Source organism: Micromonospora sp. NPDC000089 (assembly GCF_042899365.1).
Taxonomy (GTDB): domain Bacteria; phylum Actinomycetota; class Actinomycetes; order Mycobacteriales; family Micromonosporaceae; genus Micromonospora.
The window spans coordinates 97,937-114,102 of record NZ_JBIAZT010000003.1; the positions used below are offsets into that span (position 1 = coordinate 97,937).

General features: G+C 70.8%; 13 protein-coding genes and 2 tRNA genes. 12 read left to right on the forward strand and 3 right to left on the reverse strand.

Translation table 11 applies throughout. From position 1 onward, the window contains the following. Window positions 1-382: 382 nt before the first annotated feature. The 7 genes from gyrB (at window position 383) to ACFY3U_RS07065 (ending at window position 8,410) form a co-directional block, all read left to right on the forward strand. On the forward strand, window positions 383-2,329 hold the full coding sequence (gene gyrB, locus ACFY3U_RS07035; protein WP_387196260.1) for a DNA topoisomerase (ATP-hydrolyzing) subunit B: 1,947 nt from the start codon (window positions 383-385) through the stop codon (window positions 2,327-2,329). Window positions 2,330-2,600: 271 nt separating this feature from the next. Next, on the forward strand, window positions 2,601-6,245 hold the full coding sequence (gene gyrA / locus ACFY3U_RS07040; protein WP_387197578.1) for an intein-containing DNA gyrase subunit A: 3,645 nt from the start codon (window positions 2,601-2,603) through the stop codon (window positions 6,243-6,245). 4 nt (window positions 6,246-6,249) lie between these two features. Continuing rightward, on the forward strand, window positions 6,250-7,137 hold the full coding sequence (locus ACFY3U_RS07045; RefSeq protein WP_387196263.1) for a DUF3566 domain-containing protein: 888 nt from the start codon (window positions 6,250-6,252) through the stop codon (window positions 7,135-7,137). 136 nt (window positions 7,138-7,273) lie between these two features. Next, a tRNA-Ile gene (locus ACFY3U_RS07050) sits at window positions 7,274-7,347 on the forward strand. Window positions 7,348-7,393: 46 nt separating this feature from the next. Continuing rightward, window positions 7,394-7,522: a DLW-39 family protein gene (locus ACFY3U_RS07055; protein WP_387196266.1), complete on the forward strand. Its 129-nt coding sequence runs from the start codon at window positions 7,394-7,396 to the stop codon at window positions 7,520-7,522. Window positions 7,523-7,534: 12 nt separating this feature from the next. Further along, window positions 7,535-7,610, forward strand: a tRNA-Ala gene (locus tag ACFY3U_RS07060). Between the two features lie 275 nt (window positions 7,611-7,885). After that, a complete protein-coding gene (locus ACFY3U_RS07065; protein ID WP_387196269.1) occupies window positions 7,886-8,410 on the forward strand; it encodes a fasciclin domain-containing protein in 525 nt (174 codons plus the stop codon). 376 nt (window positions 8,411-8,786) lie between these two features. Here ACFY3U_RS07065 and ACFY3U_RS07070 read toward each other — a convergent pair whose 3' ends face one another. After that, the gene (locus tag ACFY3U_RS07070) at window positions 8,787-9,533 is read right to left on the reverse strand and encodes a phosphotransferase family protein (protein ID WP_387196272.1); all 747 of its coding nucleotides are present in this window, start codon (window positions 9,531-9,533) and stop codon (window positions 8,787-8,789) included. Between the two features lie 49 nt (window positions 9,534-9,582). Next, on the reverse strand, window positions 9,583-10,713 hold the full coding sequence (locus tag ACFY3U_RS07075) for a LysR family transcriptional regulator (protein WP_387196275.1): 1,131 nt from the start codon (window positions 10,711-10,713) through the stop codon (window positions 9,583-9,585). Window positions 10,714-10,986: 273 nt separating this feature from the next. Between ACFY3U_RS07075 and ACFY3U_RS07080 the strand changes: the two genes are divergently transcribed. The 5 genes from ACFY3U_RS07080 (at window position 10,987) to ACFY3U_RS07100 (ending at window position 14,523) form a co-directional block, all read left to right on the forward strand. After that, window positions 10,987-11,553 (forward strand): hypothetical protein, encoded by a 567-nt coding sequence (locus ACFY3U_RS07080; protein WP_387196278.1) that lies wholly within the window; start codon window positions 10,987-10,989, stop codon window positions 11,551-11,553. Window positions 11,554-11,630: 77 nt separating this feature from the next. Beyond that, window positions 11,631-12,494 (forward strand): hypothetical protein, encoded by an 864-nt coding sequence (locus ACFY3U_RS07085; RefSeq protein WP_387196281.1) that lies wholly within the window; start codon window positions 11,631-11,633, stop codon window positions 12,492-12,494. A 132-nt stretch (window positions 12,495-12,626) separates the two neighbouring features. Continuing rightward, window positions 12,627-13,067: a helix-turn-helix transcriptional regulator gene (locus ACFY3U_RS07090; protein WP_387196284.1), complete on the forward strand. Its 441-nt coding sequence runs from the start codon at window positions 12,627-12,629 to the stop codon at window positions 13,065-13,067. A gap of 10 nt (window positions 13,068-13,077) precedes the next feature. Continuing rightward, a complete protein-coding gene (locus tag ACFY3U_RS07095; protein WP_387196287.1) occupies window positions 13,078-13,488 on the forward strand; it encodes a VOC family protein in 411 nt (136 codons plus the stop codon). Between the two features lie 81 nt (window positions 13,489-13,569). After that, entirely contained in the window at window positions 13,570-14,523 is a 954-nt protein-coding gene (locus ACFY3U_RS07100) for an L-threonylcarbamoyladenylate synthase (protein ID WP_387197581.1), read from the forward strand. Between the two features lie 22 nt (window positions 14,524-14,545). Here ACFY3U_RS07100 and ACFY3U_RS07105 read toward each other — a convergent pair whose 3' ends face one another. Next, on the reverse strand, window positions 14,546-16,063 hold the full coding sequence (locus ACFY3U_RS07105) for a protein kinase (RefSeq protein ID WP_387196290.1): 1,518 nt from the start codon (window positions 16,061-16,063) through the stop codon (window positions 14,546-14,548). Between the last annotated feature and the right edge of the window lie 103 nt (window positions 16,064-16,166).

Sequence of the window (16,166 nt, forward strand, 5' to 3'; positions counted from 1 at the left end):
CGCCGGTCGATTCTCCACGCGGCGCCGCCCTCGATCCTCCCCGGCCGTGTAGGGGGAGTCGCGGACAGCGCGGTTCGGCCCGCTACGGAGTTCTCAGCCGCCGCGAAGGGGTGCCGAGTGGTGGTTCTGTCACGCGCGCACAGTAAGATTGACGGCGAGACGAAGACCCGGCACGGAGCGACGGACACGGGCCCGCAGCGGCCCTTGATCAACGTCCCGTGACGGGTCGAGCCGATCGCGATCCGCGGGCACACCGCGGCGACCGCGCGCGCACCGTGACCTGGGACGACCCCGGGCCGGTCCACGCGCCGACGTCGCGTCCTGTCCGCCGAACCCGCGCCCCCGCGCCCCGGCGCGACCCGGCGCGAGAAAGTGGCCGAGGGTGGCAGCGCAGGACAAGCAGGAGTACGGCGCCGAGTCGATCACCGTCCTCGAGGGGCTCGAGGCGGTCCGCAAGCGGCCCGGCATGTACATCGGTTCGACGGGCGAGCGCGGCCTGCACCACCTCGTGTGGGAGGTCGTCGACAACGCGGTCGACGAGGCGATGGCCGGCTACTGCGACACCATCGACGTGGTGCTGCTCGCCGACGGCGGCGTCCGGGTCACCGACAACGGCCGCGGCTTTCCGGTCGACCTGCACCCCAAGCTGAAGAAGCCGGGTGTCGAGGTCGCGCTGACCGTGCTGCACGCGGGCGGCAAGTTCGACGGCAAGGCGTACGCGGTCTCCGGCGGCCTGCACGGCGTCGGCGTCTCGGTAGTGAACGCGCTCTCCACCAGGATGGCCGTGGAGATCCACAAGTCCGGCTTCGTCTGGCGGCAGACGTACGACCACTCCAAGCCGTCCGCGCTGGACAAGGGCGAGACGACCGACCGCACCGGCTCGGCGGTCTCCTTCTGGCCGGACGCCGAGGTCTTCGAGACCGTCGACTTCGACTTCCAGACCATCTACCGGCGCCTGCAGGAGATGGCCTTCCTCAACCGGGGCATCACCATCCACCTGCTCGACGAGCGGGTCGCCGAGGGCGAGGAAGGCAAGATCCGCGAGGTCACCTTCCGCTACGACGGCGGCATCGCCGACTTCGTCCGGCACCTCAACGCCTCGAAGAACCCGATGCACAAGACCGTGGTCGAGTTCGACGCCGAGGAGGAGGGCATGTCGGTCGAGATCGCCATGCAGTGGAACGAGTCGTACGGCGAGTCGGTCTACACCTTCGCGAACAACATCAACACCCATGAGGGCGGCACCCACGAGGAGGGCTTCCGCTCCGCGCTGACCAGCGTCGTCAACCGGTACGGCACGGAGAAGAAGCTGCTCAAGGGCGACGAGAAGCTCTCCGGCGAGGACATCCGCGAGGGGCTCGCCGCGATCATCTCGGTGAAGCTGACCAACCCGCAGTTCGAGGGGCAGACCAAGACCAAGCTGGGCAACACCCCGGTGAAGAGCTTCGTCCAGCGGGTCTGCAACGACCGGCTGGTCGACTGGTTCGACCGGAACCCGGCCGAGGCCAAGACGATCATCCAGAAGGCGTCCCAGGCCGCCCGGGCCCGGATCGCCGCCCAGCAGGCGCGCAAGCTGGCCCGGCGCAAGTCGCTGCTGGAGTCCGGCTCGATGCCGGGCAAGCTGGCCGACTGCCAGTCCACCGACCCGCGCGAGTCCGAGGTCTTCATCGTCGAGGGCGACTCGGCCGGCGGCTCGGCCAAGCAGGGCCGCGACCCGCGCACCCAGGCGATTCTGCCGATCCGCGGCAAGATCCTCAACGTGGAGAAGGCCCGGATCGACCGGGTGCTGAAGAACAACGAGGTCCAGGCGCTGATCACCGCGCTGGGCACCGGCATCCACGACGACTTCGACATCGAGAAGCTGCGCTACCACAAGATCGTGCTGATGGCCGACGCGGACGTCGACGGCCAGCACATCCAGACGCTGCTGCTCACCCTGCTGTTCCGCTTCATGCGGCCGCTGGTCGAGCTGGGCCACGTCTACCTGGCCGCCCCGCCGCTCTACAAGATCAAGTGGAACAAGAAGGGCGACGACGCCCAGTACGCGTACTCCGACCGGGAGCGCGACGGGCTGATCGCGCTGCGCCAGCAGAAGAAGGCCAACGCCCGGCCGGACGACATCCAGCGGTTCAAGGGTCTCGGCGAGATGAACTACCCCGAGCTGTGGGAGACCACAATGAACCCGGCCACCCGCACCCTGCGCCAGGTGACGCTCGACGACGCCGCCACCGCCGACGAGCTGTTCAGCGTGTTGATGGGCGAGGACGTCGAGGCCCGCCGTTCGTTCATCCAGCGCAACGCCAAGGACGTGCGGTTCCTCGACATCTGACGGACCTCGCGTGGCCGGCCGGGGTTCGCCGGCCGGCCACCTGTCCACTGGGTTATCCACAACTTGGCCGGTTTCCACAGACTTATCCACAGCACGAAGCCGACTCTGAGTCTGATAAGGGTTAACAGTGACCGATACTCCCGAGTCCACCCCGAACGAGCCGGAGGCGCCGGAGGCGGCCGTCGCGGCCGTCGCGGCCGTCGTCCAGCACGACCGGATCGAGCCGGTCGGCCTCGAGGTCGAGATGCAGCGCTCGTACCTCGACTACGCGATGAGCGTCATCGTCGGGCGGGCGCTGCCGGACGTCCGGGACGGGCTCAAGCCGGTCCACCGCAAGATCCTGTACGCCATGTTCGACTCCGGCTACCGGCCGGACCGCGGGTACGTGAAGTGCTCCCGCGTCGTCGGTGACGTGATGGGTCAGTTCCACCCGCACGGCGACTCGGCGATCTACGACGCGCTGGTCCGGATGGCCCAGCCGTGGTCGCTGCGGTACCCGCTGGTGGACGGCAACGGCAACTTCGGTTCGCCCGGAAATGATCCGGCTGCGGCCATGAGATACTGCATTACCCCAGATGTCCGGATTCGTACCGCTCAGGGCAGCGTGCGGGTCGGCGACATCGTCCCGGGTGCCGCGCCGAGCAGCGAGACCGACGTCGCGCTGAAGGTCCGCGACCGCAACGGCGACCTGGTGCACGCCAGCAAGTTCTTCCACTCCGGCGAGCACCCGACGCTGCGGCTGCGCACCCGCGAGGGGTACGAGCTGACCGGCACCCAGAACCACCCGGTGCTCTGCCTGGTGAGCGTGGCCGGCGTGCCGACCCTGCTGTGGAAGCTGCTCGCCGAGATCGGCCCGGGTGACCGGGTGGTCCTCCAGCGCACCGTGCCGGACGAGATCGGCTACCCGACGCTGGAGCACGTCGAGGCCGCCGTCCTGGCCGGTGCCTACGTTAGCGAGGGTTGGACGTCAGGCAACCGGGTCGGCTTCGACAACTGCGACCGGGAGTTTTTCGTCCGGGTCCTCGCCGCCTACGACCTCGCGGTCGGGGGTCAGCGCTGGGTTGGAACCGAGACCACCGTCACGGGCAAGACTCTCCACAAGATGCGTGGCTGGATCAGCGATTTCGATGGGTCCATCCTGGGCGAGCTGGTCGGCGTACGCAGCGCCGGCAAGTTCGTCCCCGAGTTCGTCTGGCAGGGCACCGCGGCGGTCAAGCGGGCCTTCCTCCAGGCCCTGTTCGAGGGCGACGGCTCGTCCTCGCTGCTGCCCCGCAGCACCATCCAGATCTCGTACTCCACCCGTAGCGTGCGGCTCGCCCGTGAGGTGCAGCAGCTGCTGCTGGAGTTCGGCGTCGTCAGCCGACAGTGCCGGTACGACAGCGGCGAGATCAAGGTCGTGGTGACCAACCGCCGCGACGCCCGGATCTTCGCCGCGCACGTCGGCTTCCTCGGCCGCAAGCAGGCCAAGCTGGCGTCCGAGCTGGCCCGGGTGCCGGCCACCAGCCGGGCCCTGGCCGGCGACTTCGTGCCGTTCGTCGGTGACTTCATCCGCGAGCACGGCGCGAGCCGGTGGACCGAGCGGGACTGGCTGCGTCGGCACAACGTCGACCGGGTCGAGCGCTGGGAGCGGGACCGCGACGAGATCGCCGCCCGGATCACCGAGTCGGGCATCCTGGACGTGGTGGAGCCGCTGGTCGACGGCCGGTTCTACTACGCCGAGGTGGCGTCGGTCGAGGACGCCGGTGTCCAGGCGGTCTACAGCATCCGGGTGGACACCGAGGACCACTCGTTCGTCTCCGACGGCTTCGTCAGCCACAACACCGAGTGCAAGCTCGACCCGCTGGCGATGGAGATGCTGCGGGACATCGACGAGGACACCGTCGACCTGCAGGACAACTACGACGGCCGGGCCAAGGAGCCCACCATCCTGCCGTCGCGGATCCCCAACCTGCTGGTGAACGGCTCCGAGGGCATCGCGGTCGGCATGGCCACCAAGATCCCGCCGCACAACCTGCGCGAGATCGGCGCGGCGGTGCAGTGGTGCCTGGAGAACCCGGACGCCGACGAGGAGAGCACCCTCGAGGCGCTGCTGGAGATCGTCAAGGGTCCGGACTTCCCGACCTACGGCCTGATCGTCGGGCAGCAGGCGATCCAGGACGCGTACCGGACCGGGCGCGGCTCGATCCGGATGCGGGCGGTGGTGGAGGTCGAGGAGGACAAGCGCGGTCGGCCCTGCCTGGTGGTCAGCGAGCTGCCGTACCAGGTCAACCCGGACAACCTGGCCGAGCGGATCGCCGAGCTGATCAAGGAGGGCAAGCTCGCCGGCATCGCCGACATCCGGGACGAGTCCTCCGGGCGTACCGGCATGCGGATCGTGCTGGTGCTCAAGCGCGACGCGGTCGCCAAGGTGGTGCTGAACAACCTCTACAAGCACACCCAGCTCCAGGAGACCTTCGGCGCCAACATGCTGGCGCTGGTCGACGGGGTGCCGCGCACGCTCAACCTGGCGCAGTTCCTGCGCTACTACGTCGAGCACCAGATCGAGGTGATCCGCAGGCGGACCGCGTTCCGGTTGCGCAAGGCGGAGGAGCGGGCGCACATCCTGCGCGGTCTGTCCAAGGCGCTGGACGCCCTGGACGAGGTGATCGCGCTGATCCGGCGCTCGCCGACGGTGGAGGACGCCCGGCAGGGCCTGATCCGGCTGCTGGACATCGACGAGATCCAGGCGACCGCGATCCTGGACATGCAGCTGCGCCGGCTGGCCGCCCTGGAGCGGCAGCGGATCCTGGACGACCTGGCCAAGCTCGAGATCGAGATCGCCGACCTGAAGGACATCCTCGCCAAGCCGGAGCGGCAGCGGAAGATCGTCTCGGAGGAGCTCGGCGAGATCGTCGCGAAGTGGGGCGACGACCGGCGGACGAAGATCATGCCGTTCGACGGCGAGGTCTCGATGGAGGACCTGATCGCCCGCGAGGACGTGGTCGTCACCATCACCCGCACCGGGTACGCCAAGCGCACCAAGGTCGACCTGTACCGCTCGCAGCGGCGTGGCGGCAAGGGTGTCAGCGGCGCCACCCTGAGGCAGGACGACATCGTCAGCCACTTCTTCGTATGCTCCACCCACGACTGGATCCTGTTCTTCACGAACAAGGGCCGCGTCTACCGGGCCAAGGCGTACGAGTTGCCGGAAGCCAGTAGGGTGGCCAAGGGCCAGCACGTGGCAAACCTGCTCGCCTTCCAACCGGACGAGCAGATCGCGCAGATCATCGAAATCCCGAACTACCAGGTGGCTCCCTACCTGGTACTGGCCACGAGAAACGGCCTGGTGAAGAAGACCCGACTCGAGGAGTTCGACTCCAACCGGTCCGGCGGCGTCATCGCGATCAACCTGCGCGATGAGGACGAGCTGGTCGGTGCTGTCCTGGTGGCCCCGGAGGAGGACCTGCTGCTGGTCTCCAAGAAGGCGCAGGCGATCCGGTTCAACGCCACCGACGAGGCGCTGCGCCCGATGGGCCGGGCCACCTCCGGCGTGATCGGCATGCGCTTCACGGACGACGACGTCCTGCTGGCGATGGAGGTCGTCCGGGAGGGTCTGGACGTTCTGGTGGCCACGAACGGGGGATACGCGAAACGCACCCCGATCGAGGAATACCCGGTGCAGGGCCGGGGAGGTAAGGGCGTGCTGACTGCGAAGATCACCGAGCGACGCGGTGGTCTGGTCGGTGCGATCGTGATCGATCCGGACGACGAGCTGTTCGCGATCACCAGCAACGGCGGCGTCATCCGGACTCCGGTGAAGCCTGTACGCCGTACGCGTGACCGGAACACAATGGGGGTCAAGCTGATGGACCTCCCGGACGGCGTGACTATCGTGGCGATTGCTCGCAATGCCGACGAGCCTGACGAACAGGACTAGTTGAATGACGGAGACACAGGCGAAGTCGGGGAACAAGGGGACCTCGGCCACCCCGGTCGACGAGGAGGCCGCGAAGAGCGGCACAACCGCGGCCGGCCGCGCTGCCGTGGGTCGGGCGACCGTCCCCGCCGACGCGCCTGCCCCGAAATTCACCCGTGCCCCCGGCATGTCACCGCCGCCGGGCAAGCCCGGTGAGGACCAGGGGACGAGCGAGCGGCCGCCGGCGGCGGCTGGGGTGGACGCGCCGAGTTCGGGCACCACCCCGGTGGTCACCTCGGCCAAGTCGCCGAACGCCACCCAGCCGATCACGCCGGGGAGCGCCACCTCCCCGTCCAGCACCGGCACCCAGCCGCGGATCGGCGGGGGCGCCCGCCCCACGCCGGACGCCGGCCGTCCGAGCGGCACCGCCCGCCCGGCGAACGGCGGGGGCCTGCCGCCGGGCGTCGGTGGCGCCGTCGGGGCCGCGCGGGTGGGTGAGGCGGTACGCGCCGCGCGTACCTCGGTCAGTTCGGCCGCGTCCCGTGGGCCGCGCCGGGCCCGGCTGAACCTCAAGCGGATCGACCCGTGGTCGGTGATGAAGTTCGCCTTCTCGGTCTCGGTGGTGCTGTTCATCGTGGTGGTCGTCGCCACCTCGGTGCTCTACCTCGCCCTGGACGCGATGGGCGTGTTCGAGAGCGTGAACTCCAGCCTGACCGACCTGGTGAACGCCGGCGGTGGGCAGAGCACCAGCGGCTTCCAGATCACCGCCAAGGGCGTGATCCTCAGCTCGGCGTTGATCGGCCTGGTCAACGTGGTGCTCTTCACCGCGCTGGCCACCCTCAGCGCGTTCATCTACAACGTCTGCGCCGACCTGGTCGGCGGCATCGAGCTGACGCTGGCCGAGCGCGACTGACGTACGTGACGCCGGGGCACCGCAAAAGCGGTCGCCCCGGCGTTCCGCATCCGGGTACGGTCGACCCGGCGCGGGCACGCCGGACCCCGATTTGGGGCCCGGGAACGCGATGGGTTAACCTTGCTCGTCGCCACGCGGGGCTATAGCTCAGTCGGTTAGAGCGCAGAGCTGATAACTCTGAGGTCGCTGGTTCGATTCCAGCTAGCCCCACCGCACATTCGTTCGGACGGCACGGTCGAGCGCAAGGGGACGCCCCATGGTCAAGAAGCTGCTGGTCCTGGTCGGCATCGTCGGCGTCGCCGCCGTGCTGGCCAAGAAGGTCAAGGCTTCCAACGACGAGCGCGCCCTCTGGCACGAGGCGACCACCGCTCCCGACCTGCGCTGACCCGCTCGTCCAGGGGCCCTAGCTCAACTGGCAGAGCACTGCCTTTGCAAGGCAGGGGTTAGGGGTTCGAGTCCCCTGGGCTCCACCAGCACTTTCACCGGTTGATCTCGGTCCCGAGTACAGCCATTCGTACAGCCAAGCGGTCACGCGGTCTCCTCCTCACCGAGAACGCGGTCGATGGCCGAGGCAGCCTGACGAGACCGCGTCGGCAGGACGTGACCGTAGGTGTGGCCGTCATCCGGATCGTGGAGTGCCCGAGCAGCTCCATCACCGTGCGCAGCTCCTCGCCCGCCCAATCGGGCAAAAGCTAGCTGCGCGGAACTCTCACGAACTGAGCCGCTCAAGACCAGGTCCCTGGCCGCGGTGCTGACCGCCGACAAGAGCGGTTTCGACCACAATGGCCACGACTACGACATCCTGGGCGCCGCGGTGAAGGCGGTACTCAAGGCCAAGCCGGGCAGCAAGGTCGCCGTGCTCGCCGACGGCAAGACCGCCCTGACCGCCTTCCTGCCCAACGACCGAGCCTTCGAACTGCTCGTCCAGGACATCACCAAGGCTGAGAAGCTGCCCAGCGAGAGCAAGGCATTCAGCGCCGTCGCCGGCCTCGGCATCGACACAGTCGAGGCCGTGCTGCTCTACCACGTGGTGCCGGGCGCCACGATCACCAAGAAAACCGCACTCAAGTCCGACAACGCCAAGCTGGTGACCGCCACCGGCGCGAAGATCAAGGTCGACGTGTACGTGCCGCACGGGCACAAGCGGATCGCCCTGATCGACGCCGATCGTTCCGACCGCAACCCGCGCATCAACCGATTCGACATCAACAAGGGCAACCGCCAGATCGCCCACGGCATCGACCGCGTCCTGCGCCCGATCGACCTGCCCTGACCTATCTCACCATCGGGAACGACCTCGGACGCGGGCTGCCCCTCGCGTCCCGGGGTCGTTCGCGCCCGGCCTTCCTCGCCCAGCACCCGGTCGATGGCGCGCCCACACTGGGACAGTCAGGCCAGCCGCTTAGCGCGGGTGGCAGTCAGCGTCGCGGTGCCGCTGGTGAACAGGCCGGAGACCAGGTACGCCCGGTAGGTGCGGTTGGAGAGCACGTCCACAGGTCGGGGGCGCAGGGCCGCCGATTTCGGGCAGCGCGGTCAACCGGCTGGTGGTGATGGACGGGGTGCCGATCAGCGAGGCGCTGGCCCGGTGCGACGCTCGGTTCGCCCACGCCTGGTTCCACTGGCTGCACCGCTTCCTCGGCTGAACCGCCTCACATCCGAGCTCGGAGCACGTCCCCCTCACAGCCGGGCGTGTACGGGTCGAAGCCGTGCTCGGCCAGCCAGCGGAACGCCACCAGGCTGCGCCACGACCACCATCCGCGGATCACGTCGAGGTCGACGTCGGCGCCGTAGCCGGCGACGACGTCGGCCAGGTGCTCCTCGTGCCCGAGGGTCAGGACGGCGAGGTCGTACAGGGCGTCGCCGCGGGCGGCCTCGGACCAGTCGAGCACGCCGGTGACCCGCGCACCGTCGACGAACACGTGGGTGAGCTGCAGGTCGTTGTGGGCGAACACCGGCCTCCAGGGCCGCAGCGCGGCCTCGGCCACTTGGCGGTTGCGGGTGACCAGGTCGGCGGGCAGCAGCTCCCCGCGGAGCAGCAGCTCGCATTCGGTGTCGAGGCGCGCCACGAGCTGGTCCAGGCTGCGGCCGGGCCACGGCGGCAGCGGCGCCTCGTGCAGCGTCCGTAGGGCGGCGCCCGCCGCGGCCCATGCGGCCGGCGACGCGGGCGACGGCTCACCGAGGCGGCCGAGCGCCGCGCCGGGAAGGGCGGCGATCGCGAGTACGGGCGGCCGGCGCCACAGGACCCGCGCGGTCGGGACCGGGGCCAGGGCCATCGCCTCGACCTCGACGTCGAGGCGGGTCTGATCGGCGTCGACCTTCAGGAACACGTCGCCGACCCGCAGCGTGGCGCGCTCGTCGTGGGCGACGACGACCTCGATATCATCCACGCCGGCCATTGTCGCGGGGGATCGACCGCCGTCGCCACCGGCTTTGCGCAGCCGCGTGTCACGGCCTCGCCGTCGGCCGGGATTCCGCGTCCCGGACCATGGCCTCGACGGCCGCCAGGCGGTCCGGTGGCAAGAGGCTGAGCGCCGCCCGCAGGGTGGGATGGGCATCGGGGCGGAGCAGTTGACTCAGCCAGGGTGACCGCGCGTCGAGGAGACCGTCGACGTACCACCGTCGGACCGCGCGAATCAGGGCATCGGCCCGGTCGGCCGTCATGCCGGGGCCGACGTACAGGGCGAAGACGCTGTCGACCGGTTCCGTCATGGACTTGAGTATCACGCCGTCGTTCGGCCGCATCAGCGGCGTCGAGAGATCGACCGCCTGGCCGGAGGCGATCAGGAAGCGCTGCACCTCGTTGCTGGACGTCACGTGGGTGACCAGTGGTTCGACGCCGTACCGCAGCAACAGGGCGAGCACCTGCTTTCGTAGCACCTCCTCCTGGGGGATCACCCACGGGTCGCCGACGAGCTCGGTGACGGAGACCGTCGGACGCGCGGCCAGCCGGTGGGTCCTCGGCAGCAGCACGTGCAGCCGTTCCCTCAGGACCGTGCAGGTGTACAGGGTCGGTGGCGGGGCCGGCATGGTGGAACCATCCACGATGTACGACAGCAGAGCGTCCGCCTTGCCGGCGACGACGCTGTCCACCCCGGCCCGGACGCTGTCCTGGATGAGGAACCGGGTGTCGCGCACCTCGGGCGACTCGGCCAGGTACGCGGGCATGCGTACCGGATTGATGTCGTAGACGGCGAGCCGCAGCGGGGCTCGGGCGGCTCGCCGCGCACCGGTCGGGCTCGCCGCCACGTCGCCCCGGTCGGTCTCCCGTCCCGGCAGGTCACGGACCGTCCGGTCCCACAGGGTGCTCACGTCGACGACGAACCCCAGCAGGCGGTGCCCGGCCGGGGTCAACCCCACCTGGTGGCGGTTGCGCCGGAACAGCGACACCCGCAGCCGGCGCTCCATCCGGGCGATGCGCTGCGACATCCACGGCTGGGACACGCGGGCCCGTTGGGCGGCTCGGGTGAACGACAACTCCTCGGCCAGCAACCGGAACAACCGCAGGTCCTCCCACTCCACCTGGTCGGCGGCCGGCCGGAGAGCTTCGGTGCCGGGCGCGCCCGGGGTCCTGTCCACGGGACAACCGTACGTACGTGCTTCGATGAACAGCCCTGTTGCCGGTCTTACGGAACCGTGACCCCGTGTGCGCGGGCACGGCCGCGGGCGGCGTCCCGCCCCGGATCGTCGGCAGCAATAACGGGCGCGGGGTTATTCGTACCTCGGTATTTCCGTGGTCGATTCGAACGAGGAGGGTGAATACCGCCAACCTCTCCGCTTCTCCCGATCAGAGGTGCCATGGTAATCGACACCCTCACCGTCCCGGCGCGAGCCGGTCGGTCCCGCTCCCGCGTGTTCCGCATCCTGCTGGTGGCCCTGGCCGCCCTCGGCGCGGTGTTCGTGCCGCAGGCGGCGCAGGCCGCGCCGCTCACCGGCTGCTCGACCACGGATTCCGCCTACGTCTTCGTCCGGCCCAACGGCGCCAACGGCCTCGGACACGTCGGCTGGGGGTACCGGGTCACCTGCACCGGCACCTTCTACTTCGGGTCCGTCGAGAACCCCTCTGGGTCGGCCGTCGTGCTGCCCGGTGGGGACAACGGATTCTGGTGGGCCCAGGGCAGGCAGTCGCAGATGTTGGCGGAAATGCGTAGTCGTGGCTACACGAACTACCGGTTTGCCCGTCTGTACGGTCCGATCCCCGATCCCGATTCGGCCACCCAGTTCGCCGCCGGCTCGGCCGGTCGCGGTTATCAGGTGATCGGCAATAACTGCGCCGACAACGCGTACGGCGTGCTGTCCCGGCTCGGAGTGCGCGATCTGCCGAGCCTTTTCGACTATCCCCAGCCGAACAACTGGTACCGCATGTTGGAGTTCAGCCCCTCCGACACCACTGACTGGTCCCTGTCTTGGTCCCTGTGATGTCTGCCGCGGTCCGTAACGGATCCCCTACCCGCGACACCAACTTCTTCCCGAAGGAGCTCCCAACAGTGAACAGAGTGATTCGACCACGCGTGCGTGCGGCGCGGTTGTCCGCGGCGGCGGTGGGCGCCCTGCTGCTCGGCCTGCTGCCGGTCAGCGCCGGCGTGGCCCACGCCGACGACGTGGTGACCTGGTACGTCGACGGCAACGGCAACCCGACCCTGGACGATCCCGGTACCGGGACCGAATCGGATCCCGTCATCGCGCAGAGCGTCGACCCGGGTTCGTCCATCATCGGTACCTGGTACAGCAGCAACGGCGCGGTCCTGCGGTTCGACGCCAACAACGGCTACGCCGAGCAGGGCGCGCCGTGCCCGCCGCCGGGCAACGTGTGGTTCCGCAGCCTCCGTCCGCTCGGCGTCAACGTCTTCGGCGCCAACGGGGTGTCCAGCTGGAGTGAGGACTACCGCGGCACCACCACCTCCACCTGCACCGGGACGCGCGACTGGAAGTACCAGAACGGCTACACCCTCACCGTCAACGGCAACACGCTGACGATCTCCGGCAGCGGCGCCTTCGTCGGCACGTTGACGAGGGCTGTGTTCGACCGGCCGGCCGAGGGCTACCTGGACGGCTGCAACGTCGACGTCTGCTGGGGATGGGCCCGGGACGCCGACTTCGGGGGCGCCGTCGACGTGCACTTCTACGCCGACTATCCGGCCGGCCAGGGCGGCCAGTTCATCGGCGCGGTGACGGCCAATCAGCCCGCCGAGCCAGCCGTGGGGGGCGCGCACCGGTTCACCTTCGCGCACGGGATCGCCGTGCCCGGCGGTGATCGCCAGATCTACGCGTACGCGATCGGACGCAACCCCGACGGCAGCGGCAGTGGCGCGAATCCGCTGCTGTTGAGCGCCCCCGCGTGGGTGCCCGCGCGCGGCTGACGATCCGGACGACCGCGCCCGGGGCTCCTGGGAGCCCCGGGCGCGAGCCTAGGTCCCCAACCCGGCCGCCCGGGACGGGCATGCCAGGTCGATGTCCGCGGTGGGGCGGGGTGCGGGTGGTAGCGTCCGGCCATGGACCCGCAGGACCTCGCGAACCTCGCGCACCTGCGCCGGGCGCGGGATCTGATCGACCGGGAGTACGCCCGCCCGCTGGACGTGCCGACGATGGCCCGGCACGCGCTGATGTCGCCGGGTCACTTCTCCCGACAGTTCCGGGCGGCCTACGGCGAGACGCCGTACAGCTACCTGATGACCCGCCGGATCGAGCGGGCGATGGCGCTGCTGCGCGGTGGGATGAGCGTGACCGACGCGTGCATGACCGTGGGCTGTACCTCGCTCGGCTCGTTCAGCTCCCGGTTCACCGAGATCGTCGGCGAGACGCCGAGCGCGTACCGAAGCCGGGAGCACAGCGCGGTGGCCGCGATGCCGCCGTGCCTGGCGAAGCTGAACACCCGGCCGACCAGGGACGGGTCGGTCAGGATCCGAGAAGCCTCGCCCGCCGCCGGCACCTAGCGTGAGCTGCATGACGATCGCACTGCAGTACTGCCATCTCACCGTCAACGACCCCGACGAGGCGCTCCCGTTCTACCGCGACGCGCTCGGCCTGGAGGTGCGCAACGACGTCGCCTCGGGCGGGCACCGCTGGGTCACCCTCGGCACGCCGGCCCAGCCGGGCCTGGAGATCGTGATCTCCGACCCGCACGCCGGCCGCTCCCCGGCCGACGGCGACGCCCTCCAGGAGCTGCTCACCAAGGGTGTCCTGCCGATGATCGTGTTCCGCACCGACGACCTCGACACCGTGTTCGAGAAGGTCCGGGCCTCCGGCGCGGAGGTGCTGCAGGAGCCCATGGACCAGCCCTGGGGGCCGCGGGACTGCGCGTTCCGCGACCCGTCCGGCAACCTGGTCCGGATCTCTCAGACGCCCAAGTCGTAGTCACCGGGTCGGCGGCCGGTCCGGGCCGCCGGCACCGGACCGGCTAGCGTCGGTGCCGTGAGCACCGGAGATCCCCGCGTCCTGCCCGCCGACACCGGCATCGCCGAGGCCGCCGCCGTGCTGCGCGCCGGCGGTCTGGTCGCGTTCCCCACCGAGACCGTGTACGGGCTCGGCGCGAACGCGCTGGACGCGCGGGCCGCCGCCCGGATCTTCGAGGCCAAGGCGCGACCGAGCTTCGACCCGCTGATCACCCACCTCGCCGACGCCGCCGACCTGCCGATGCTGGTCGGGCCGGTGGCCCCGGCGGTGACCCGGCTGGCCGAACGGTTCTGGCCGGGCCCGCTCACCCTGATCGTCGACCGGCCCGTCGGGATCCCGCCGATCGTGACCTCCGGGCTGGACACCATGGCCGTCCGGGTGCCGGACGAGGCGTCCGCCCGGGCGCTGATCCGGGCCGCCGGGGTGCCGGTGGCCGCCCCGAGCGCCAACCGGTTCGGGCAGCTCAGCCCGACCCGGGCCGAGCACGTGGTACGCGGGCTCGGCGCCGCCGTCGACCTGGTGCTGGACGGCGGGTCGACCCGCTGCGGGATCGAGTCGACCATCGTCGACGCGCGCGGCGACCGACCGGTGGTGCTGCGGCTCGGGGCGCTGCCGGTGGAGGAGCTGACCGACGTGGTCGGGCCGGTGAGCGTACGGTCGGGCACCTCCGGCCAGCCGGTGGCGCCGGGGACGCTGGCCGCGCACTACGCCCCGCGTACCCCGTTGCGGGTGGTGGGCGACGCCGAGCCGGCGGCCGGCGACGGCGCCCGGGTCGGCTACCTGGCCTTCCGGGCGGCGCCGGCGGACGGGTACGCGGCGGTGGAGGTGCTGTCGGCGACCGGCGACGTCACCGAGGCCGCAGCCCGGCTCTTCGACGCCCTGCACCGGCTCGACGCGGCCGGGGTGACCGAGATCGTGGCCGAGTCGGCGCCCGAGGTGGGGGTCGGCCGGGCGATCAACGACCGGCTGCGCCGGGCCGCCGCCACCTGGCGCTGACCCCGCGCCGGCAGCGGGCCGCTCACACCTCGGCGGCGATCCGGTCGACGCCGGCGCTCAGCTCGGCGTACCCGGTGGCGCCGAGCTTCCCGCCGCCGCGGAGCTCGGTGAGCTTGTCGCGCAGCTTCTTGATCTGGTCCGTGGCCGCCCGCCGGTCGCCCTCGGCGATCTCCTTGGCGACCGCGTCCACCTTCTTGTTCAGGTCCCGGGCGGCGTCCGGGTTGAGCTGCCCGGTGGCCACGTGCTTCTGGATCGACAGCCGCATCGCCACCACGGGGTCGGCGGGCGGGGCCGGTGCCGGCGTGGCGGACGGCGGGCCGGGCCGTCGGCTCGCCGTCGCGGTGGTCGTGGTGGTGGTCGGGACGCTCGGCGCGGCCGGGGCGACCGTCCGGGTCGGGCGGGTGGTCGACGCCGTGCCCGGCGTGGCTGCCGGTGCCGCCGGCGCGGTGGTCGTGCTCGGGGGCGTCGACGCACTGCTGGGCGTAGCGGACAGGCCGGTGGGCGGGGCGCCGGACGGACCGGAGTCGGGGCGCAGCAGCACGACGGCGGCCAGCGCGAGCAGCGTGGCGCCGAGGACGCCGGCCGTTGTCAGGAGCGCGGCACGTTGCCGTCCTACCGGTGGTGGTGCCGCAGCCGCAGCCGCCGCTGCCGGCGCCGCGATCGGGTCGGCTTCGGCGCGCTGAGCGGGCAGGGCGGGCGCCGGGGAGGCGGGCCGGGCGGACGGCGGCGCCAGCGCCGCGAGCCGGTCCCGGACCGTCGCGGCGTCGCTCGGCCGGTCCGCCGGATCCTTGGCGAGGAGCTCGGTGACCAGGGACTCCAGCGCGGCGGGGAGGCCCGGGCGGAGGTCGCGCAGCGGTGGCGGCGACTCGTTGACGTGCTGGTGCAGGACGGCCAACGGGTCGCCCAGGTACGGGGGCCGCCCGGCCAGCATGGCGTAGAGGGTGCAGCCCAGGGCGTACAGGTCCGACCGGTGGTCGGCCGGCCGGCCGAGCGCCTGCTCCGGCGACATGTAGGAGCTGGTGCCCAGCTTGGAGACCGGCCCGGTGAGAGTGGCGACCCCGGCGGCGGGCGCCAGCCGGGCGATGCCGAAGTCGCAGATCTTCACCGTGCCGGGCGGCGTGACGAGCAGGTTCGCCGGCTTCACGTCCCGGTGCACGACGCCCGCCGCGTGCGCCGCGGCGATCCCGTCGGCGGCCTGCGCCCCGATCGCGACGGCCCGGTCCACCGGCAGCGGGCCGTCGGCGATGAGCGCGGAAACCGTCCGGCCCTCCACCAGCTCCATCACCAGGAAGGAGCCGTCCTCATCGGTGCCGAAGTCGTAGACCGCGACGATGTGTGGATGGTTCAGCCGGGCCGCCGCCCGCGCCTCCCGGTCGAACCGTTCGGCCGCCTTCGGCTCGCGCAGGGCGGCGGCGGAGAGCACCTTGATCGCCACCGACCGGTCCAGGCGTAGGTCGTGGCCCCGCCAGACCTCGCCCATCCCGCCGCTACCCAGCAGCTCGTCGGGCCGGTAGCGGCCGTCCAGCACACGTTTCGACACGCGATCAGCTTTTTCCCGTCCCGGGCACCGCTACACCCGTCGTAGCGACCTGTACGCATGGCCGTCCGGCGCGAGGGTACCGACATCGACGACCCGGACCCGA